We start from the raw sequence: 20,730 nt of genomic DNA on the forward strand, positions 1-20,730 counted from the left end.
CCTTTCTTTGCTTACTTTCTTTGGCAAGACAAAGAAAGTGAGTCAGCCCCGGCAGGGGATGAAACAAGAAATGCACCACCAACAAACATAAAGACCAACAGAGCAACAAGGAGACAACAAATGCAGCAGCCCCGCCGCAACATCCTCCGTTTCACCATGGCCGCCACGCTGGCCGCATCGCTCCTAGGCGGCACCATCAGCACCGCACATGCCGAAGCCAACGAAGTCCGCATCTCCCACGGCTACGGCATCCTCTACCTGCCCATCATGGTGATGGCCAGCGAACACCTGCTGGAGAAGCAGGCCAAGGCCGCCGGCCTGGGTGACGTGAAGGTCAACTACCGCATCCTTGATGGTGGCAACGTCATCAACGACGCCATGCTCTCGGGCGCGCTCGACATCGCCTCGCTGGGTGTGCCGGGCTTCCTCACGCTGTGGGACAAGACGCGCGGCAGCGCGATGGAAGTGCGCGGGCTGTCGTCGCTCAGTTCGTCATCGATGTATCTGATGACGCGCAACCCGAACGTGAAGACGCTGGCAGATTTCTCCGACAAGGACCGCATTGCCGTGCCCGGCATCAAGACCTCGCTGCCGGCCGTGGTGCTGCAAATGGCTGCTGCCAAGACCTTCGGCGACAAGCAGTTCAACAAGCTTGACCCGATCACCGTGCCGCTGCCGCACCCCGACGCCACCGCTGTCATGCTGGCCGGCGGCAGCCAGATCAACAGCCACATGGCTTCGCCGCCGTTCTCGTACACCGAGGCCGCGGCGCCCGGCCTGCACCGCGTGTTCAACACGGTCGACGTACTGGGCAACATCACGCTGGACATGACTTACACCAGCAAGAAGTTTTACGAGGCCAACCCGAAGCTATCGGCGGCATTCGTGGCCGCGCTGGATGAAGCCAACGCCCTCATCGCCAAAGACAAGACCAAAGCCGCGCAGATCTACATTGCGCAGTCGAAAGTGAAGAGTTCGCCGGAAGAAGTGAAGAAGATTCTGGACGATCCGGATTCGCGCTTCACGACCACGCCGGTGGGCGTCGCCCACTATGCTGAGTTCATGCAGCGCGTGGGCACGCTCAAGAACAAGCCCGCGTCGTGGAAGGATGTCTTCTTCCCGACGGTGCAGAACCGGCAGGGTTCGTAACGCGAAACGCCTGAGCACAACGAGCAGCACGCAGCATCCGCACGGAGGCATTCCATGGCACTACGCATCGTCCGGCTCGGCGAGCCGCGTCACCCCGATGAAGGCTTGCGCATCGGCACCGTGCGGCGCCCACCTCGTGGCGTGCCCAAGGAGGAATTCGCCAGCCGCGATTTCTACGACGTGTGGATGCCGCTGCTCTCGCCCACGCCCGAACTCGTCAAGCAGGCACAGGCCGCACAGAGTGCGCACGATGAGAAGGGCTGGCAAACCTTCGTGCGCCACTTCCGCACCGAAATGCGCGACGGTGATGCGGCACGATTGCTCGACATGCTGGCCGCGCTCTCGCACCAGACCCATCTGTCGATCGGCTGCTATTGCGAGGATGAAGCGCATTGCCACCGCTCGGTACTGCGCGAGTTGTTGAAGGAACGTGGGGCGAAGCTGGCTCCGTGAACAAGCACACCACTTATACAAGGAAGACCATGACCAGCCTGCCTCGAACGTTTCGCCACCGCACCGCATCTGCCCTTCTGCTCGCACTGGCAATGACCAGCGCGCAGACAGTCATGGCGCAAAGTGTGCCCGCCGCGCTCCAGCCAGCCGATGCACACCACATCGTCGCCACGCTATCGGCCACGGGGGTGCAAATCTACGTTTGCAAACGGGACGGCGACAAGCCTCTGGCGTGGGCCTTCAAGGCACCGCTGGCGGAGCTCTACGATGCCAGCGGCAAGCTCGTCGTCAAACACGGAGCAGGCCCCAGCTGGGAAGCCTCCGACGGCAGCAAGATCACAGGGAAAGTCTTGCAGCAGGTGTCCAACACCTCAGAAGCCGGTGCCATTCCGCTGCTGCTGTTGCAAGCTACCAAGGTTGGCGGCGTGGGCCTGTTGAGCAGTGTGCGCTACGTGCAGCGGCTGCAGACCCACGGCGGCATCGCACCCGCACAGCCCTGCACGGAAGAAGGCCAGGAAGGCCGCAGCCCGTACCTGGCGCAATACGTCTTCCTCGACTGACGCACCGCTCTCAGAGGTCGGTGCCGCTACCCCATACGGGGGACGACGGGCTTCCTTGGCAACCCTATAACGAAGAGACGCACGACCGGTGGTTCACCGCGTCGCGCCGTCGTCATTTGTCATTCGAGGAGCACGCCATGGGCCGCCGCTACATCGATTGCCGCGCCTTCCCCAGCGAGACCAACTGCTCGGTCGCCATCAGCGCCGACAGCGATGCCGAATTGCTGGAGGCGGCTGTGCAGCATGCCGTTTCCGTGCACAAGCACACCGATTCGCCCGAGTTGCGGGCGCAACTGCAAACCCTTTTCCAGGACGGCACCCCAGCCGTGGCGCCACCAAAGATGGCCGCTGCCTGATCAAAACGTGACCGCCGCTACCGACGCGCCGACAGCGCCAGCATCAGCCGCACCACATCGCACTGGCTGTGCGTGTTGGTCTTGCGATAGACGTGCTTGAGGTGCGTGCGCACCGTGTCGAGTGAAATACCCAGCGTACGCGCAATACAGGCAGGGTCGGAGCCGCTTGCCAGCAAATCTGCCACATCGGCTTCGCGGCGCGTCAGGTGGAATGCATCGGTCAGCCACAGGCTGGCCGGCTGCGCAGGCGAGATACCGGTGCGTGCCGCAACGCGTTGCCAGCACAACGGCAGGGCTTGCGCAAAGTGCGGCAGCAGGGCTTGTGGCGCCGCGCCCTGCTGCATGGGTTGCGGCACGCCTGCCTTGCGGTAATCGAGCCACACCGCGCCGCGCACTTCGGCATCGGCTACCTGCCAGGCGTGAACGCGATCACCACGCACCGCATGCAGCAGCACATCGGCCGAGCATGCGCCACGCGATGCCGCCCAATGCCACCTTCCATCGACGCGCCACCGGATCATGGCCGCAGCATGGTCTGCGCCGCACGCATCGCGCAGCACGTTCATCACGCCCACGGCATCGCCACCGCAGGCTGCTACGTAGCACTGGCGCAGCACGGTTGCCAAGGCATGAGGTGACGAGACAGAAAGACGCAGCATGAAGGAATACGGGCGCCGCGGCTTGCGACCGCGGCGCCCGTCTTGAAGGGGACTTCATTATAGGAAGCGCATGACCTCCCGCACTGCCCCTTTTGCCCTAGACCCGTCTTTACATCAGGCCAGCACACGGCGCGACATCCAGCGTGCACGCAGATGGTCGTACGCGAAGTTGAAGAAGAACGTGTACGGCAGGAACAGCAGCATGATGCCGACGTCGAGCACAAAGGCTTCCCACAGGCCCACGTCCAGCCACCAGGCGGCCAGCGGCACCAGCATCAAAACCAGCCCGCCTTCGAACAGACAGGCATGCACCACCCGCAGGATCACGGTGCGCGAAAGCCGGTAGCGACGCTCCACGCGTTCGAAGATGGCGTTGAACACCATGTTCCAAACCATCGCCACCGCGGCAAACATGAGGGTCATGACACCCATTTCAGCCAACGGCAAATCCATCAGCCAACTAAACAGGGGCGCACAGATGAGCATGGCAATCAGTTCGAACGACAGCGCATGTACGAGACGCTCGGCTGGCGTTTTGTATGAGACTTGCATTGCGATTACCTCCAAAAGCAGACGTCATTTTCATCGGCGCAAGCCGCTTTAGCCAGTTTCCTACTATCGGTTTTTCCGATACATTGATAGGAACTCCCCACTCTTAGGTTCCGATGCGCCACTCCCCGGAAGCCCTGCTCGCCTTTGCCGAAGCCGCCACGCTGGGTTCGTTCTCGGCGGCGGCCCGCAAACTGGGCAAGCGGCAATCCACCATCAGCGAGGCAATCGCCAACCTGGAGATCGATCTTGGCCTGACGTTATTCGACCGCAGCACGCGCCAGCCGACGCTGACCGAGGCGGGCCGTGCCATGTTCACGCAAGTGCGTCGCGTGCTTGACGCCAGCGCGCAAATGGACCGCCTGGCCGCGCAGATGGCTGGCGGTCTGGAAGCGCGCCTGACGCTCGTGGTGTCAGACACTTACCAGTCCGACCGCTATGAACAAACGCTCGCCACGCTTGAGCAGCGCTACCCCGACCTCGAACTCGAATGCCTGATCGCCGAACACGAAGACGTGGTCGACATCATCCAGTTGGGCCGCGCCCAGATCGGCTTGGTGGCCGCGCAGGCGGCCTATCCGGCCGACGTCGGGTGGGCAACCATTGCAGAGCAATCGGAGATCGGACTGTTCGTCGGGCTGCAGCACCCGCTCGCCCGATATGGCGACGAGGAAGTGCCGCACGCAATCCTGCGCGAGGCACGCGAACTGCGGCTGAACACCTTCGTCGACCGGGCTGGGCCGCGTGCCGACGCAGTGCCCGTGCGCAGCGCTCGCCGATGGTCTGCGCCGAGCTATCTGATGCTGCTTGAAATGGCGGTGCTGGGCTTCGGCTGGACGGAGTTGCCGCGCTGGCTGGTGGATCACTTAGCGGCAGACCGGTTGCATGAAGTGCGTGCGCGCGGCTGGCCCCGCCTCGTGCCAGTCGACGCGGTATGGTCACGCAATCGCACGCTTGGGCAGGCAGGCGCGTGGCTGCTGGAGACGATGCTGGCGGGCTAGGCGCTCACGCGTTTTCGTCCAGCCGATCGATGATCAGATGCGACAGCTGCGCTGTCTGCTCCTTCGACAGCGAAAACTCCATGCCAAATGACGGAAACGCAGAAGCAGGCGCCCCCAGGGCAGGCGACCCGCTCGCCACGCGGCCCGTCAGCGAAAACGACTCCAACTGCCCATCGACGTAAGCACTGAAATCGAGAATCAGCCGGTCGCCGGCCTGAAACGCCGCGCTGGCGCTTTGCACAAGCGCGCCATTCAGGCAGATATCGCGGATCACCGCCACGCGATCTGCCGCTGACGCCGCCTGCCCTTCGGGGCGCAAGCGGGCACCGATCCGTACCTGCACACGCTTGGCACGGCGCAGCGGCATCTTCTGCATCTTGATCGGCGCAGACAGCACCAGATACGGCGAGGGGAACTGCCCCACCGATACCACGCTGCACATCATGGTGACGACCGCGCGGCCCGAGAATCCGCGCAGCAAGAGAATGTCCCGTACCTCCGGGCGCAGCGTGCGCTTACCGTCAGCCGGCTGCGTGACGAACACCGCCTCGCCTTCGATGTAGCCGATCAGGCGACACGGCAGCAACCCGCGCAACGGAGCAGATTTTTCCTGCACTTGCAGGACGTTGCCCACGCTTAGGCCCGTCGACCCGAGGCGGGGTTTCGTTTCGGCCGGCGCTGCGGCTACGGTGGGTGCAACGTCACTGCTTTCGTCCAACGCCAGCACAGGACCATGATGAAACAGCAGGCGCACGTCTTCGGCATCCGGCACCACGGCACCAGCGGGCAGCAGCAAGTGGCCTACGCTATCGGCCAGCGGGAACGGCAGCGGCTGGCCGACCGGCACGTCTTCCTGGGTAAGCTGGCGCGTTTTTGGTTGGGTCATGAGGGGCGATGGATCTGTGCGTCTGGGCCGGGCATAGGCATATGCCACGGCAGGCATACCGGCCATTCTGCAACAATGGCGGGCAAACGGGCGGAGATCAACTCGCGCGAACCCTGCCTGCCTGACGCACATCAACGACAAGCGTTTGCATCACACCGCCAGTGCCGTCGCCTCGATTTCAACTGCCAGACCGTAATGCAGCGTGGGCACGGGCACCACGGCGCGTGCGGGCCGCAGTTCGCCGATCCACGCGCGATACAGAGCATCGAACGCCGGCCAATGCGTTTCCATGTCGGTCACGTACACGCGCACCTGCACCAGGCGCGAGCGGTCGGTGCCGGCCGCGGCAAGCACGGCGTCAAGGTTGGACAGCACTTGGCGCACCTGCGTCTCGAATGGTGCATCGACGAGCTTTTCGCCCGCCGGCGTAACCGGAATCTGCCCAGCCACAAACACGAAGCCATTGGCGCAGACCGCGTGCGAATAGTGCCCCGCCGGCGGACGCAAATCCGGCGCGTTGACGTAGCGAGCGCCGCTGGGGGCGGCTTGGCCGTGGCTGCTCATGCCGCCTCCAGCACCAGCTTGGCGAAGTGCTGCAAATCGACATTGCCGCCCGAGAGAATCACGCCGACACGCTTGCCACGCACATCGACCTTGCCGGTGAGTACGGCTGCGGCGGCGAGGCAGCCGGTGGGCTCAACCACCGCCTTCATGCGCGACGCGAAGAATTGCATGGCGCTCACCAGTTCCGCATCGCTTACGGTGACGATGTCGTCGACCAGTTCGCGAATCACGGCAAACGTGTAGTTACCCAGGTGCTGCGTCTGCGCGCCATCGGCCAACGTCTTGGGCGTATCGATATGGACGATCTCGCCCTTGCGAAAGCTCTGCTGGCCGTCGTTGCCGGCTTCCGGTTCCACACCGAAGATCTTGCACGCGGGGTTCAGCGCGCGCGCCGCCGTGGCACAGCCGGAGAGCAGGCCGCCACCGCCCAGCGGGGCCAGCAGCACATCCAGCGGGCCGACCTCTTCGATCAGTTCCTTGGCCGCGGTGCCCTGCCCGGCCATCACGTGCGGATGGTCGTACGGAGGGATCAGCGTGAGACCGTGTTCTTCCGCCAGCTTGCGGCCGATGGCTTCACGGTCTTCGGTGTAGCGGTCGAAGAAGACCACCTCACCGCCGTAGCCGCGCGTGGCTTCCACCTTCACGACAGGCGCGTCCTTGGGCATGACGATGACAGCGCGCATGCCCAGCAGCCTGGCCGACAGTGCAATCGCCTGCGCGTGGTTGCCAGACGAAAACGTGATGACGCCCGCCTTGCGCTGCTCCGGCGTGAATTGCGACAGCGCGTTATACGCGCCGCGAAACTTGAACGCACCCATGCGCTGGAAGCTCTCGGCCTTGAAGAACAGCTCGGCGCCGGTCATGGCATTGGCGGTTGCTGACGTCAGCACGGGCGTCTTGTGGGCAACGCCTTGCAAGCGCGCGTGGGCGGCAACAACATCGTCGTAGGAAATGGGCAGGCTCATGCGAGGTTCTCGGGAAGGTAGGTGTAGACGGTGGAGCGCGCCACGCCGAGCGTCTGGGCGACTTCGGTCAGTGCGCGGCGCAAGTTCAGCAGGCCGCTGGCAGCGAGTTCACGCATGGCTTCGCGGCGCTGGTCGAGCGTCATGGCCATGGGCGTGGTGTTGCGCGCAGCGGCAAAGCGTTCGAGTGCGCCACGCACTTCTTCAACGCGGCGCGGTGCCAGAGACTCGGGCACCGGCGGCGCGGCCACGTCAACGCGCATCAGTTGCGTGAGGCCGGTTGTCACCGCGTTCAGCATGGAGACGTCCATGTTCAGGCAGATGGCGGCCACGTAGTCGCCACGGCTGTTCTTCAATCCGATCGATGTGCTCTTCGCCGGGCGCCCGTCAGGAAACCGGTTGGCGTAGTTCTCGATGACTTCCGGGAAGTCCGGATCGGCCAGGCGCGCGAGTCCCAGCTCGGTCACGGCGTCGCCCACCTGGCGGCCGGACAAGTTGTTGGCGATGGCGACGACGGAATGATCGGGATCGGTCAGGTCGTGCAGGACGACTTCCACCAGCGGCGCCAGCGTCTTGCCCAGCGCCTCGACGATCTTGCGGCCTTCGCGCAGCAAAAGGCGGTTTTCTTCAACGGACTTCATGGGTATTGACGATACGTCAATTACTGACATTTCGTCAATACCACAGGAGCCGCCCTGACAGCGCGCGGCCCCAGAAGAAAAAAAGCGCCTGCCCGAAGGTCGAGAGAGAACGGAGGTAACTAGGGCAGGCGGGAAAAGATTACTCAGGCACCAGTTGGCCTGGGGGCCGCGCCGTTTCGTGCGATGTGGGCTGCGCCTCGACCGCGTTGCCAGGCCGGATCTTGAACCAGATCGAGTACATCGCCGGCAGGAACACCAGCGTCAGGATCGTGCCCGCGAACGTTCCACCGATCAGCGTGTACGCCAGCGCGCCCCAGAACACCGAATGCGTCAGCGGGATGAAGGCCAGGACAGCGGCCAGCGCCGTGAGAATCACCGGGCGGGCACGTTGGACCGTCGCTTCCACCACGGCCCGGAACGGGTCCAACCCCTCGTCTTTGTTGTGCTGGATCTGCCCGATGAGGATGAGCGTGTTGCGCATCAAGATGCCCGACAACGCAATCAGGCCAACCAGCGCGTTGATGCCAAATGGCTGCCCAAACAGAATCAAGGTCGGGACCACGCCAATCAGGCCTAGCGGACTGGTCAGGAACACCATGACCATCGCCGGAATCGAGCGCACCTGGAAGATGAGAATCAGCAGGGTCACCGACAGCATGATGGGGAACAGCGGCAGCATGGCCTTCGTCGCCTTGCCCGACTCTTCGATGGAGCCCGCTTGCTCAATGCGGTATCCGCTCGGCAATTTCTCGATGATCGGGGCGAGCTGCTTGCTGATGGCGGTCGACACATCGGGCGGTTGCAGGCCGTCAGCAATGTCGCCGCGCACCGTGATGGTCGGCATGCGGTCGCGCCGGCGCATGATGGGCTCTTCCATGCGCACCTCGATCTTGCCGATCTGCGAGAGCGGAATGCGCTGCCCGTTGGCACCGGCCAGCGTGAAGTCTCCGATCTTGGCCGGGTCGAGCCGCACGTTGCCGGCCGAGCGCGCCGTCACCTGCACGGTGCGGATGTCCTCGCGCACCGCCGTCACCGGAACGCCGTTGAGCAAGAATTGCAGTTGCTGCGCGACGGCACTGGACGTCAGGCCCACGGCCTGGAGACGGTCTTGCTGCAGGGTGAAGTGCAGCGTAGGTACACGCATGCCCCAGTCCGTATTGACCGTGCGCATCATCGGGCTGGCGTCCATGACCTGCCGCACATCGGCCGCGATGCGGCGCAGTGTCTCCGCATCCGGACCGGTCACGCGGTAGGCCACCGGGAACGGTGAATACGGACCGAACACGAGCTGCGTCACTCGCACGCGCGCCTCGGGAGCGAGGCCATCCGCAACGGCCTGACGCAGACGCTGCTTCAGCGTGTCACGCTCTTCCTGGCTATCGGTGCGGATCACAATTTTTGCGAACGACGGATCCGGCAATTCCGGCCCCATTGCCAGATAGAAGCGCGGCGCCCCCTGGCCGACGTAGGCAGTCACGATCTTGGCTTCCTTCTGCTTGGCGAGCCAGCCTTCGATTTTTGCGGTCGCCGAGTCGGTCTGGTTGATCGATGTGCCATAGGGCATCTGCACCTCGACCAGCACTTCAGGCCGATCCGAAATCGGGAAGAACTGCTTCTTGACCACCGCCATGCCCGCAATGGCCAGCGCGAAAAGGCCCACCACCGCACCCGCCACCAGCCATTTGCGTGCAATCACACGCCCAAGCAGTGCGCGGAAGCGGTTGTAGCGTGGCGTGTCGTAAATCGCAGCGTGACCACCCTCGACCTTCTTGAAGTCGGGCAGCATCTTTACACCCAGGTAAGGCGTGAACACGACCGCAACCACCCAGGATGCAATCAACGCAATGCCGACGATCCAGAACATGTTGCTCGTGTATTCACCTGCGGTGGATCGTGCAAAGCCGTTAGGCATGAAGCCGACGGCCGTGACCAGCGTGCCCGACAGCATGGGCGCGGCGGTGTGGCTCCACGCATAGGCCGAAGCGGCCACGCGGCTGTAGCCCTCCTCCATTTTCACCACCATCATTTCAATGGCGATGATGGCGTCGTCCACCAACAAGCCCAGCGCCAGAATCAAAGACCCAAGGGTGATGCGATCGAAGTTCTTGCCTGTCGCGGCCATCACCACAAACACCACGGCGAGTGTCAGCGGCACGGCTGCGGCCACGACGAGGCCGGCGCGCCAGCCCATGCTGATAAAACTCACCAGCATCACGACCAGCAATGCCGCAAAGAACTTCAGCATGAACTCGTCAACGGCCGCGGCGATGTTCACCGCCTGGTCCGTCACCTTGGTCAGGCTCATGCCGACTGGCATGTCCGCATTGATGGCGCCGACTTCCTTGTCGAGTGCCTTGCCCAGATCGAGCCCGTTCCATCCGTCGCGCATGACGATGCCCAGCAGCAAGGCGGGCTGCCCACCATTGCGCACCATGAACGTGGCGGGGTCTTCATAACCGCGCTTGACGGTGGCGATGTCCGAGAGCTTTAACGTGCGGCCCTGCGACACCACCGGTGTATCGCGAATCTTCTGCAGTTCATCAAATGCGCCATCCAGGCGGATGAACACCTGCGGCCCTTTCGTTTCCACCGAGCCGGCAGCCGTCAACGCATTCTGGCTGTTGAGCGCGGCAAACACGTCTTGCGGGCTCACACCCAGCGTCGCCAGCCGGTCATGTGAAAACTCGACGTAGATGCGCTCGGACTGTTCGCCGATGATGTTGACCTTCTTCACGCCAGGCACGTGCAGCAAACGCTGACGCAGCGTCTCGGCATCGCGCACGAGCGCACGTTGCGGCTCGCCTTGTGCCTTGAGCGCAAACAGCGCGAAGGTCACGTCCGAATATTCGTCATTGACGATCGGCCCGATCACGCCAGACGGCAGGTTGCCCACCTCGTCGCCAACCTTTTTTCGTGCTTGATAAAACTCTTCCTGCACCTCCGACGGCGGCGTGGTGTCGAGCAAGGTCAACGTGGTGAACGCCAGGCCCGGGCGCGTGTACGTTTCGGTGCGGTCGTACCAGCGCAGCTCCTGCATGCGCTTTTCGATCTTCTCCGCCACTTGGTCCTGCATTTCCTGCGCAGTGGCGCCCGGCCACACGGTGACTATGTTCATCACCTTGACCGTAAACGCGGGGTCTTCCGCGCGGCCCAGCTTGAAGAAGGAAATGAGCCCTGCCAGCGAGATCAGGCAGATGAGGAACAGCGTGACCGCACGCTCGCGCACGGCGAGCGCCGATAGGTTGAAGCGGCCCGGGCTCACAGTCGCACTCCCGCGATGGCGGTGCCGGTGCCCTGCCCGGCCACGCGGACTTGCTGGCCCTCACGCAGCAGTTGTGCGCCTAACGCGACGATCCGCTCGCCTTGTTGGATCTGGCCGGCAATGCTTGCCCCTTCGTCACCAAGACGCATGATGGTGATGGAGCGCCACGACACCTTGGCAGGGTCGCCCTGGATGACCCACACGCCGGGGCCCTTGCCGGCATCGAACACAGCGCCCAGCGGCACCTGCAGATCGCCTTGCGCGGTGGCCAATCGATCGGGAATCTGGATCGTGACGGTCGCGCCAAGCGGCGCATTGGCCAGTTCGCCATCCAGCACATAACGCGCTTCGTACGTGCGGGTAAGCCGATCGGCAGCATCCGAAAGTTGCCGCAGCTTGGCGGGCGTTCCATCGCTTTCCTTGCCGAACAACGTGGCTTGTGCGACCGAGCCGATTGCCGGCCGCAACGTTTCCGGCAACTGGACCACCGCTTCACGGCGCCCGGCATGCGCCAAGCGCACAACCACCTGCCCGGCATTCACCACTTGGCCGGGCTCGGCCAGCGTTTCCATGACCACGCCGTCGCCATCGGCAACGAGTTCTGCATAGCGGCTGGCGTTGCGGGCTACATCGGCCTGAGCTTCAGCCGCGCTCAATTGCGCCTTGGCTGCATCCGCCGCGGCCTTGGCCTGGTCGTAAGCGGAGGCGGAAATTGCGCCCGTGCCGCGCAAGTCGCGGTAGCGCGCTTCGTCTTCCGCCGTCTGTTGCGCGCGTGCCCGGGCGGCGGCCACGGTTTCTTGCTGTGCGTGCGCGGCCAGCTTCAGATCGACCGGATCGATGCGCATGAGCGGCTGCCCGCGCTTGACGGTTTGCCCCGCGTCCACCAGCCGCTCCAGCACCTTGCCGGGCACGCGGAACCCGAGGTCGCTCTGCACCCTGGCAGCCACGACGCCTGTGAAGGAGCGCGATGCAGACGCCACAGGCCGAACAAACGCGGCGCGCACCAGAGGCGCCTGGGTGCGTGGGTCAGCGGGGGCTTTTTCGCCGCAAGCGCTCAGCGCAAGCGGCAACGCAAGAACAACGGAAGACGTAATAAAGCGACGCGAAAGCATGAAAGCCCCATCGACAGGATGATCTGGGCTTTCATTCTTGTTCTTGTGACCAATTTAGTCAATGGTCACAACGAAAAAATCTGCGCATCAGGGGGAAAGACTTCGGAGTACGAGGCTGGAAAGCAGTCCGGGCGCCGTGTCCGTGTAGTCAAAGCTGTATTGCAGAAGCAACGGATTCATGTACGGGCGCATGACCAGGTAGATGGCCGCGGTGGCCTCGTCCAATGGTGTCTTGCGCTCGAAGTCTCCGGTCTCCCGGCCCTCCAGCAGCACATCGCGCAGCAACTTCTGGATACGGCCTTCATAGGCGATCACCGCTTGCCAGCGTTCAGTCGCTGCCGAGGCCGCGATCTCGTACAGCTTGCGATCGTGGGAAAACAACCGGAGGCTGGCCTCCGTCAAGGCTTTGAACATGCGGCGCAGCTTTTCCGGCGGGGAGTCTGCCTCCGCCAGGGCGGCATTCACATCGGCCTCGATTTCGCGCAGGCAGTTGGCGCAGATCATCTCGCCAATGGCCTGCTTGGACTCGAAGAACTTGTAGATGTAGGCCTTGGAAAAACCAATGGCCTTGGCCAGATCGGACACGGCGGTCTTCTCATAGCCGTAGCGACTGAAGTGCTCGGTGGCGGCGGCGACGATCTGGTCTCGCACATCGTGGTCCGCCGGGCCGCGGGCGGAGACGGGATAGGAAGGGGTCTTCATGGGCTCCAGCTTACGTGACTCGCGATAGTTGAACAACTTGTGACCAATTTGTACTATAGTCACTCAAAATTTCGATGGACCCCGTCATGTTGCCAAAACACGCCTCTGCGGCCCTCCTCCTCGCAAGCCTGAGCGCCGGATGCGCGGTCGGCCCGGACTATGTGAAGCCTGATGCACCGCTTCCCGACCGGTTCCTTGGTCAGACAGCCGTGGAGCAGCGCACCGCCAACGCGGCGGCCGATCTACCGACGTGGTGGGCAGCTTTTGGCGATCCGCAACTCACCAAATGGGTGCGGCTTGCACTGGAACAGAACCTCGACCTCGCCCAGGCGTTCGCACGCGTCACGCAGGCCCGTGCCGGCTTAGGGGCCGCCAATGCTGCACTGCTGCCGTCCGGCAATGTCACGGGCCAGGCTGCGCGTGCATACCAGTCTGTCGAAACCCCGTTAGGCCGCGTGTTGAACTCAAGGCCCGGCTTTGACCGCTACGGCAACGCGTTCGAGGCTGACGTGAACGCCAGTTGGGAGCTGGACGTATTTGGCGGCCTGCGCCGTGGCCGCGAGGCTGCGCTGGCGGACTACCAAGCCTCCCAAGCTGGCGCCGTCGCCACACGGCTGGCCGTGGCTGCGCAGACTGCCGATATCTACATCACCATCCGTGGCTTGCAGACGCGCCTGAAGGTGGCCCGTCACCAGGTGCAAACGCAAGAGGAATTGCTCGCCACCATCAACCTGCTTTACGGCAAGGGGCTGGCGGCGGAGCTTCAAGTCAGGCAGGCGGAAGGCGCACTGGCGCAGGTTCGCGCCTCCATTCCGCAGCTTGAAGCAGGTCTGGATGCAGCGATGAACGCGCTGGACGTGATGCTCGGCTCGTTACCGGGCACGCACCGGGACGAGCTTGCACAAGACGGTGACATCCCCGCCGCTCCGCAGATTGCCATCAGCGGATCGCCCGGCGATTTGCTGAGGCGCCGCCCCGACCTCATCGTCGCCGAGCGCCGCCTGGCGGCTTCCAACGCGCGCATCGGCGTCGCCATCGCGGAGTACTACCCGAAGTTCTCGCTCAGCGGCCTGTTGGGCAGCGCCACATCGGTGGGCGCTGGAAGCCTGTTCGGCAGCGGCGCCAGCCAATTTTCCGGCGTGCTGGGCTTGCGCTGGCGCCTGTTCGACTTCGGCCGCATCAACGCGCAGATCGATCAAGCCAAGGGGCAGGAGGCGGAGATGCTCGCTGCGTACCGGCTCGCCGTGCTGCGCGCCACGGAAGATGTGGAGGACGCGTTCTCCGCTCTGGTCAAGCGCGAGGAGCAAGCCACGGTGCTCGCGCAAGGTGTGGATTCGCTGAGCCGCGCACGGAATGCTTCATTTGCGGCGTACCAAAAGGGCGTCGTCAGCCTGATCGAAGTGCTGCAGGCAGACGAGAGCCTGTTGCGTGCATCGGACGCACGCGCCCAGGCCCAAACGGAATCCGCGCGCGCCGCTGTCGCGGCATTCAAAGCGCTGGGCGGCGGCTGGCAGCCCGATATCCCGACCGCCGTCGCCAGCAAATAAACCGCTGACAAAAACCCGATTTACCGCAGATCCCATTTACCCATACAGAAAGAAATTGCCATGTCGAATTCCAAAGTCGTTGTGATTACCGGCGTGTCCTCAGGCATCGGCCGTGCCACCGCCGCGAAGTTTGCTCTGCGCGGGTGTCGCGTATTCGGCACCGTGCGCAACATCGCTCGCACTCAACCGATCGCGGGTGTTGAACTGGTCCAGATGGATATCCGTGATGAAACCTCTGTCCAGCGCGGAATCGAGACGATCATCGCGCAGACCAAGCGTATTGATGTGCTGGTCAACAGCGCCGGCGTGGCCCTGCTCGGCGCGACAGAAGAAACGTCGGTGGCCGAAGCCCAGACGCTGTTCGACACCAACGTGTTCGGCATCTTGCGCACCACGCAAGCCGTACTGCCGCACATGCGCGCGCAACGCTCGGGGCGCATCGTCAACATCAGCTCGGTGCTCGGCTTTCTGCCAGCGCCTTACATGGGCCTGTATTCGGCATCCAAGCACGCAGTGGAGGGAATGTCCGAGACCTTGGATCACGAGGTGCGCAAGTTCGGAATCCGTGTGGTGCTTGTCGAGCCGTCATTCACCAAAACCAGCCTGGATGCCAACGCACCTCAAGCGGTTTCCAAGGTCTCCGCCTACGACGCGGAGCGCGGCATCGTTTCGCAGGCGATTCAAAAAAGTGTCCAGAAGGCGCCGGACCCCGATGGGGTCGCGAGCACCATCGTCGATGCTGCACTGGGAGCATGGAAGATGCGCCGCACGCCCAAAGGCGAGGCATCTCTTCTGAGCAAGCTGCGCCGGTTCATGCCGGCAGGCCCCGTTGACTCGAGCCTGAGGAAAACATTCGGCCTCTCCTGAGCGCGCTCACTCCCCACCAGAAAGCTCAACAATGTTCACCGCAAGTCCAGAACCTCGGACGTACAGCCAGAAAACATCTTGAAAAAAGCTCATCAAACCTGCCCCTCCATGGAAGCTTGACGACGCATCCTGTCAGGCGTGGCGGCAAAGCGCGTCCTTGCCCACCAAAGCTCCGCATGGCATGGTTCCTGCACGCCGTCATGCGCCGTACCACCAAAAAAAAGTCGGGGGGACTTGCGTGATGAAGGGGCAGCACAAAAGGGGAATTCGCCTAACAAGAGAGATGTGCGCAGGGGCTCACGCTACGCTGCACTGTAAGCGGCGGCGCTGTGTTTTCCGGACCCGCTATGGAGACGGAGCCCCGCACGCCAGGGTGACCGCAGACCCCGCCGCCTGATCGCTCGTCAGGATGTGCTCGAAGTACCGCTGCGCCGCGTGCATCACCACCATGCGGTCGTCTAATGCCATTGCATGCGCTGCGGCGCAGGCTTGCCTGCCGCGCACGGGCCCCACATTGCACCGGGTACGACTGTTTGGTCTTGCAGCGCTGTTCGCTGCGCAGTACGCCCACGCTGCCCCGCTGGGCACATGGGATTTTTCTATCGAGCGGGCGCCCTTGGAGCGCGTGTTGATGGAAATCGCCCAAGTGAGCGGACAGCCCATGTCGTTCCCCTCCGGTCTTGCCAAAGACCTGTTGGCCGGTCCGGTTCGCGGCGCCATGTCGGCCCAGCAGGCGGCGGAGCAGGCCCTCAAAGACAGCGGTCTGCAACTGACCACACTGCCCGACAACACGTTGACCATCGTGCGCGCGCCTGACGAGCCGCGCGACATCGGGACCCTGCCCCCGGCCGAAGTACGCGCGCGGGCAGGCAGCGACTTTGCCGTCTTCACAACAGGCTCCGTCACGCATGTCGAGACGCCCATCACGAGCGTGCCTCACGCCGTCAGCACCCTCACAAGAGACTTGCTTACCAGCCAGAATGCCCCGTCGATGGCGGATGCCCTGGCGCTTGCCGGTGTCTCGTCGGTGTCGCTCGACCCCTCGGCCCCCCCCACGGTACGCCACGCGGGGTTTCATGACAGGGCAGATATTCGTCGATGGCCAGCCCGACAAGATGGCTGCGGTGCGACCCATCGAGGCGGTAGAGGATGTTTCGGTGATCAAGGGAACGCATGCTGACATCGGGGGCGCCCCGACCGCCGTGGGCGGCATCAATGCCAATCTCAGGGCACCCACGGTAGCGCCACAACGAACGGTGGCAGTCGAAATCGGCTCGCACGCCGAGCGCAAAGCCGTGGTGGATCTGGCCGGCCCGATCGGATCGACCGACCTGTCTTACCGGGCGGTGGCGTTGCAGGACACGACGGCCAACAGTGATTCGGGATACGCCGGTCGGCACAAGAGCTACGGGCTTGCAGCGCTCGGCTGGCACGATGCTGCTACGGAAGTCACAGTCGGACTGGAATCCGTCACCAGCCGCCAGCCCATGCCGCCCGCTACGTTTGCATTGAATGGCGCGCCTGTCCGACTGGCCATGCAAAGCCCGCTAGGTAATGCCGACGACAACGTGCAGTCCCGCGCGAGCCGCGCCTATTACAAGGTCTCGCGCAACCTCACGGACGATTGGTCCTTGCACTCACGTGGCACGTACGAAGCGCTCACCGAACAATCTGCGCTTTGGCATACGGCGCTCGTGGTCAACAACACGGCGCCTACGTCAACGCTGAACTTTGGCGATCGCAGCAACGACACCTCGTGGGCCATCTCGAACGAGCTCACGGGCAGGTTCGCACATGGGCCGTTCCAGCACGTGCTCACATTCGGCTGGGATGAGTTTCAGGAGCGGCAGGACATGGTCTTTGCGGCGACGCCTTTTCTGATGCCGCAGAATCCGTTTGCACCTGTTCAACTGCCGCCGGCCACGTTCGTGCCGGGCATTCAGGTTTCGCAATCGGTGCGGCAGTCGGTGTTTCGCGCGCGCGACCAGATTGCCATTGGCGCGCGTTGGGAGCTGTCCGGCGCCCTGTACGTGAATGACTACATCGCCAAACTGCCGCGCGCGCAACTTCAGGGCTCGGCCTGGACGCCGTCGCTGGGCGTGCTCTACAAGCTGACGCCGCATACCGCATGGTTTGCCGATTACTCGCGCGGTTTCCGTCTCAACACCGGCTACTTCGACCCGTGCGAAGCCTTGTTGCCTGAACGGAGTCGCCAGCTGGAAACCGGCCTGCGCTGGGCAGATGCCAACCGCGCGCTGACGATGCAGGCGGCGCTGTATCGCATCGATGCGCACCACGTAAGGCTGGTGGATGTGGCGCCCGCCGGCTACGACACACAAATCGCGCACCAGAGCAGCGAAGGGCTGGAAGTCTCGATGCAAGGGGCAGTAACGAAGGGCTTGGACACTTCGCTGTGGGTGGCACTGTCTCGCGTATCCGGCGCGCTGACCACGGGGTTCCTGCCGCAGGCGCCATTCCTGAGCGGGGCGCTTTGGACGACGTACACCATGCAGGCGGGTCAATTGAAAGGCGCAGGCGCCGGGATTGGCATCACGGGGCAACGCGGCGCCCCATGCTACGGCGACACTCCGTTTCGCATGCCCGGCTTTGTGCGCGTCGACACCAGCCTCTTCTGGCACCAGAAATCCTGGAGCGTCGATCTCTTCGCGCGCAATCTCTTCAATATCCGGGCGTACGGCAACGCACAGTCCGGGAACTTCATCCCGGTTCAGCCGGGCCGCACCCTGACACTGCGCGTGACCCGCAGCTTCTGACGTTGGCCGGCCAGGCGGCAAGGCGCAGCGCTTAAAGAAAGCCGCCTTGCGCTCGCCACCAAGTCGTGGACACCGGCCACCGGGTGGGCTTAAAGCTGGCTCATGCCGCCGTCGGCAATGATCTCCGTGCCAACAATAAAGGCCGATTCCGGCGCCGACAGATGCAGCACGGTCGAAGCAATCTCTTCCGGCTGGCCGAAGCGGCCCAGCGGCACCTGGCCCTGGATCTGCGCAGCGGTGGCGGCCAGCGTGTCGGCGTCCAGGCCGAGCTTGCCGTACAGCGGTGTCGTCACCGGGCCGGGGCTGACCACATTCACGCGGATGCCCGAGCCGATCAGCTCACCCGACAGCGTCTTCGCCAGCGAGATCAGCGCAGCCTTGCTCGCTGCATACACCGACGAATTCGGCATGCCGATGTGCGCGTTGATGGAGCCGTTCAGCACGATCGACGTGCCCTTGTTGAGGATGGGCAACAGTGCCTGGATCTGAAAGAACGCGCCCTTCACGTTGGCGTTGAAGGTGGCATCCCAAAGGGCCTCGTCCACGTCCGGTACGGCGGCAAACCTGGCCATGCCGGCGTTGATGAACACGGCATCCAGACGCACGCCTGCCTCCTGCAGCTGACGGGTCAACTCGCGTGCGGCCGCCACGCTGCCGGTTTCATTGCGGATGGCGATGGCGTTGTTGCCGAGTGCGGCGCGCGCCGTTTCCAGCGCTGCGGCGTCACGGCCGGTGATGACCACGCGGGCGCCTTCGCGCACAAATGCCTGGGCGGCTGCCAGGCCAATACCGCTGTTGCCGCCAGTGACCAGAACGGTCTTGCCTTCGAAGCGATTCATGATGTCCTCCAGTAGGAAAATTGAACTTGAACAATCGCGTGACTGCAGTGTGGACGAGGGCAAGCGGTTTGCCATACGATCCGAACGATGAACATGTTCGAAGGAATTGCACATGTTGACGGATGAAGAATTGGCCCTGCTGGAGGCCATCCGGCAGACGGGCAGCCTGTCGCGCGCGGCGGCGCAACTGGGCAAGGCGCCGTCGACCGTGTCGTATGCCGCGCGACAGTTGGAGCAGCGCTTCGACGCCCTACTGTTTGATCGGCGCGGCTACCGGCTGCAACTCACGCGCGCCGGGCAGTTGTTGACGGAAGAAGCCGCGCGGCTGGCGCAGGACGTATCGCGCGTGACGCAGCGCGTGCGGCAGGTAGCCAACGGCTGGGAAGACCGCTTGTGGATCGTGACGGACGAGCTGCTGGAGTTCGAATCGCTTATGCCCGTGATGCACGCGTTCGATGCGCTGCAATCGGGCGTGGCGCTGCGCGTGACGCACGAGGTGCTGGCCGGCACATGGGAGGCGCTGCGCGATGGCCGCGCCGACCTCGTCATCGGGGCGACGAACGAGCCGCCGTCCATCCCGAACCTCGGGTGGTTCGAACTGGGCGTGGTGGAATGGGTGTTTGCCGTGTCGCCACGGCATCCGCTGGCAGCCATCGAGGCGCCGCTCACGCGCGAGGAAATTGCCCGGCATCGGGCCGTGGTGGTGGCCGATTCAGCGCGAACCACCGCCGGCCGCGCCTACGGCATGCTCAGCGGGCAACCTACGCTGGCCGTGCCCAGCATGCGTGCCAAAACGCTTGCGCAGCGCAACGGCCTGGGCGTCGGCTGGCTGCCGAGGCACCGCGTGGCATCGCTGCTCGCGCGCGGGGAGCTGATTGAAAAGCGCACCACCGATCCGCGCGAACCGAATCTGCTCTACGTCGGCTGGCGCAGCGGCGATGGCGACGGTGAAGGCCGTGCACTCCAATGGTGGCTCGAACAACTACGGCAGCCCCGTCTGGCAAAGCGGCTGGTTCAGGGCGTCGACGCATTCGCCTGAAACCTCGCCGGGCCACGTGATCTTGCCTATGCTGGGATGGCGCCGACGCCGCATCGCCCGTTGGCGCAACACAAGCGACGCCGACTGTTGCGGAATGATCAACATTGCAGCGTTTGTCTTCTGACAAACCCTCGGGTGGGTCAACGCGCGCCGTCGGCCAGCGTTAATCGGTCACGCACGTATCTCCGTGCCTCGTTGAGGGTCTCGTTATGAAACTGTCTGCGTTGATGTTTTCGATGGGTGCGCTGGTGATGGGCTCGGCGTTTGCGCAGGGCACCGCCGCGCCCGCCACCGCACCGGCAGCGGCCCCAGCGGCCGTCCACGCGGTCTGCAAGGACGGCACGCCTTACAGCGGCGCGACGCTCAAGGGCGCTTGCCGCGGCCATGGTGGTGTCGACAAGAAAGCCAGCGCAGGCGGTGCACCTGCTGCCGCGCCGGCCGCGCCTGCAGCAGCACCTGCCGCACCGGCTCCGGCCAAACCTGCCGCAGCCGCTCCCGCTGCACCTGCCGCCGCTCCGGCTCCCGCCCCCGCGCCAGCAGCCAAACCTGCAGCCGCAGCGCCTGCCAAACCTGCTGCGGCCGCTGCGGGCACCGTTGCCCCCGGCGGCGGCCCCGACAAGGTGTGGGCCAATGCCAGCACCAAGGTCTACCACTGCCCGGGCGATCGCTACTACGGCAAGACCAAACAGGGCGAATACATGACTGAAGCCGACGCCAAGGCCGCCGGCATGCGCCCCAGCCGCAACAAGGCCTGTACCAAGTAAGACACGCCCGAAGCAAACCCGCACGCCGCGGCCCACCCGGACCG

At 64.0% G+C, this 20,730-nt stretch carries 21 protein-coding genes; 11 read left to right on the forward strand and 10 right to left on the reverse strand.

The window, feature by feature from the left end:
* Nucleotides 1-120 precede the first annotated feature (120 nt).
* The 4 genes from M1D44_RS23540 (at nucleotide 121) to M1D44_RS23555 (ending at nucleotide 2,518) form a co-directional block, all read left to right on the forward strand.
* A complete protein-coding gene (locus tag M1D44_RS23540) occupies nucleotides 121-1,149 on the forward strand; it encodes an ABC transporter substrate-binding protein (RefSeq protein WP_112188479.1) in 1,029 nt (342 codons plus the stop codon).
* A 54-nt stretch (nucleotides 1,150-1,203) separates the two neighbouring features.
* On the forward strand, nucleotides 1,204-1,602 hold the full coding sequence (locus tag M1D44_RS23545) for a DUF488 domain-containing protein (RefSeq protein ID WP_024978362.1): 399 nt from the start codon (nucleotides 1,204-1,206) through the stop codon (nucleotides 1,600-1,602).
* A 29-nt stretch (nucleotides 1,603-1,631) separates the two neighbouring features.
* Nucleotides 1,632-2,162, forward strand: a complete 531-nt coding sequence (locus tag M1D44_RS23550; RefSeq protein ID WP_316852559.1) for a DUF3455 domain-containing protein — start codon at nucleotides 1,632-1,634, stop codon at nucleotides 2,160-2,162.
* A gap of 137 nt (nucleotides 2,163-2,299) precedes the next feature.
* Nucleotides 2,300-2,518: a DUF1059 domain-containing protein gene (locus M1D44_RS23555; RefSeq protein WP_024978360.1), complete on the forward strand. Its 219-nt coding sequence runs from the start codon at nucleotides 2,300-2,302 to the stop codon at nucleotides 2,516-2,518.
* A 17-nt stretch (nucleotides 2,519-2,535) separates the two neighbouring features.
* On the opposite strand, the gene M1D44_RS23560 is transcribed toward M1D44_RS23555, so the two are convergent.
* Both M1D44_RS23560 and M1D44_RS23565 read right to left on the reverse strand, forming a co-directional pair.
* Nucleotides 2,536-3,177 (reverse strand): helix-turn-helix transcriptional regulator, encoded by a 642-nt coding sequence (locus M1D44_RS23560; protein WP_112188483.1) that lies wholly within the window; start codon nucleotides 3,175-3,177, stop codon nucleotides 2,536-2,538.
* A gap of 114 nt (nucleotides 3,178-3,291) precedes the next feature.
* Nucleotides 3,292-3,729 carry a multidrug/biocide efflux PACE transporter gene (locus M1D44_RS23565; RefSeq protein ID WP_024978358.1) on the reverse strand — a complete coding sequence of 146 codons (438 nt, stop codon included), beginning with the start codon at nucleotides 3,727-3,729 and terminating at the stop codon, nucleotides 3,292-3,294.
* Between the two features lie 113 nt (nucleotides 3,730-3,842).
* On the opposite strand from M1D44_RS23565, the gene M1D44_RS23570 reads away from it, so the two are divergent.
* Nucleotides 3,843-4,727 carry a LysR family transcriptional regulator gene (locus M1D44_RS23570; protein WP_024978357.1) on the forward strand — a complete coding sequence of 295 codons (885 nt, stop codon included), beginning with the start codon at nucleotides 3,843-3,845 and terminating at the stop codon, nucleotides 4,725-4,727.
* A gap of 4 nt (nucleotides 4,728-4,731) precedes the next feature.
* On the opposite strand, the gene M1D44_RS23575 is transcribed toward M1D44_RS23570, so the two are convergent.
* The 7 genes from M1D44_RS23575 to M1D44_RS23605 all read right to left on the reverse strand — a co-directional run bounded on the left by M1D44_RS23575 (nucleotide 4,732) and on the right by M1D44_RS23605 (nucleotide 12,856).
* Nucleotides 4,732-5,613 (reverse strand): flagellar brake protein, encoded by an 882-nt coding sequence (locus tag M1D44_RS23575; protein ID WP_316852560.1) that lies wholly within the window; start codon nucleotides 5,611-5,613, stop codon nucleotides 4,732-4,734.
* 150 nt (nucleotides 5,614-5,763) lie between these two features.
* The gene (locus tag M1D44_RS23580; RefSeq protein WP_024978355.1) at nucleotides 5,764-6,177 is read right to left on the reverse strand and encodes a RidA family protein; all 414 of its coding nucleotides are present in this window, start codon (nucleotides 6,175-6,177) and stop codon (nucleotides 5,764-5,766) included.
* Nucleotides 6,174-7,142: a threo-3-hydroxy-L-aspartate ammonia-lyase gene (locus tag M1D44_RS23585; RefSeq protein ID WP_316852561.1), complete on the reverse strand. Its 969-nt coding sequence runs from the start codon at nucleotides 7,140-7,142 to the stop codon at nucleotides 6,174-6,176. The genes M1D44_RS23580 and M1D44_RS23585 overlap by 4 nt, the downstream gene beginning before the upstream one ends.
* Complete coding sequence (locus M1D44_RS23590) at nucleotides 7,139-7,780, reverse strand: helix-turn-helix transcriptional regulator (protein ID WP_024978353.1); 642 nt, start codon at nucleotides 7,778-7,780, stop codon at nucleotides 7,139-7,141. Before M1D44_RS23590 ends, M1D44_RS23585 begins: the two co-directional genes overlap by 4 nt.
* Nucleotides 7,781-7,919: 139 nt before the next feature.
* Nucleotides 7,920-11,042, reverse strand: a complete 3,123-nt coding sequence (locus M1D44_RS23595; protein WP_316852562.1) for an efflux RND transporter permease subunit — start codon at nucleotides 11,040-11,042, stop codon at nucleotides 7,920-7,922.
* Complete coding sequence (locus tag M1D44_RS23600) at nucleotides 11,039-12,154, reverse strand: efflux RND transporter periplasmic adaptor subunit (RefSeq protein ID WP_316852563.1); 1,116 nt, start codon at nucleotides 12,152-12,154, stop codon at nucleotides 11,039-11,041. The genes M1D44_RS23595 and M1D44_RS23600 overlap by 4 nt, the downstream gene beginning before the upstream one ends.
* An 87-nt stretch (nucleotides 12,155-12,241) precedes the next feature.
* Nucleotides 12,242-12,856: a TetR/AcrR family transcriptional regulator gene (locus tag M1D44_RS23605; RefSeq protein ID WP_024978350.1), complete on the reverse strand. Its 615-nt coding sequence runs from the start codon at nucleotides 12,854-12,856 to the stop codon at nucleotides 12,242-12,244.
* An 86-nt stretch (nucleotides 12,857-12,942) separates the two neighbouring features.
* Between M1D44_RS23605 and M1D44_RS23610 the strand changes: the two genes are divergently transcribed.
* From M1D44_RS23610 to M1D44_RS23625, 4 genes are all read left to right on the forward strand, one after another.
* Nucleotides 12,943-14,403 (forward strand): TolC family protein, encoded by a 1,461-nt coding sequence (locus M1D44_RS23610; RefSeq protein ID WP_316683296.1) that lies wholly within the window; start codon nucleotides 12,943-12,945, stop codon nucleotides 14,401-14,403.
* A 60-nt stretch (nucleotides 14,404-14,463) separates the two neighbouring features.
* On the forward strand, nucleotides 14,464-15,270 hold the full coding sequence (locus M1D44_RS23615) for an oxidoreductase (RefSeq protein WP_316852564.1): 807 nt from the start codon (nucleotides 14,464-14,466) through the stop codon (nucleotides 15,268-15,270).
* A 631-nt stretch (nucleotides 15,271-15,901) separates the two neighbouring features.
* On the forward strand, nucleotides 15,902-16,450 hold the full coding sequence (locus M1D44_RS23620; protein ID WP_316852566.1) for an STN domain-containing protein: 549 nt from the start codon (nucleotides 15,902-15,904) through the stop codon (nucleotides 16,448-16,450).
* On the forward strand, nucleotides 16,347-18,044 hold the full coding sequence (locus tag M1D44_RS23625) for a TonB-dependent siderophore receptor (RefSeq protein WP_316852567.1): 1,698 nt from the start codon (nucleotides 16,347-16,349) through the stop codon (nucleotides 18,042-18,044). The genes M1D44_RS23620 and M1D44_RS23625 overlap by 104 nt, the downstream gene beginning before the upstream one ends.
* 89 nt (nucleotides 18,045-18,133) lie before the next feature.
* Here M1D44_RS23625 and M1D44_RS23630 read toward each other — a convergent pair whose 3' ends face one another.
* Nucleotides 18,134-18,883: an SDR family oxidoreductase gene (locus M1D44_RS23630; RefSeq protein ID WP_439004444.1), complete on the reverse strand. Its 750-nt coding sequence runs from the start codon at nucleotides 18,881-18,883 to the stop codon at nucleotides 18,134-18,136.
* Between the two features lie 112 nt (nucleotides 18,884-18,995).
* Between M1D44_RS23630 and M1D44_RS23635 the strand changes: the two genes are divergently transcribed.
* On the forward strand, nucleotides 18,996-19,922 hold the full coding sequence (locus M1D44_RS23635; RefSeq protein WP_316683300.1) for a LysR family transcriptional regulator: 927 nt from the start codon (nucleotides 18,996-18,998) through the stop codon (nucleotides 19,920-19,922).
* Nucleotides 19,923-20,131: 209 nt separating this feature from the next.
* Nucleotides 20,132-20,686: a sunset domain-containing protein gene (locus M1D44_RS23640; RefSeq protein ID WP_024978344.1), complete on the forward strand. Its 555-nt coding sequence runs from the start codon at nucleotides 20,132-20,134 to the stop codon at nucleotides 20,684-20,686.
* Nucleotides 20,687-20,730 lie beyond the last annotated feature (44 nt).

This window comes from Ralstonia sp. SA306, assembly GCF_054792405.1.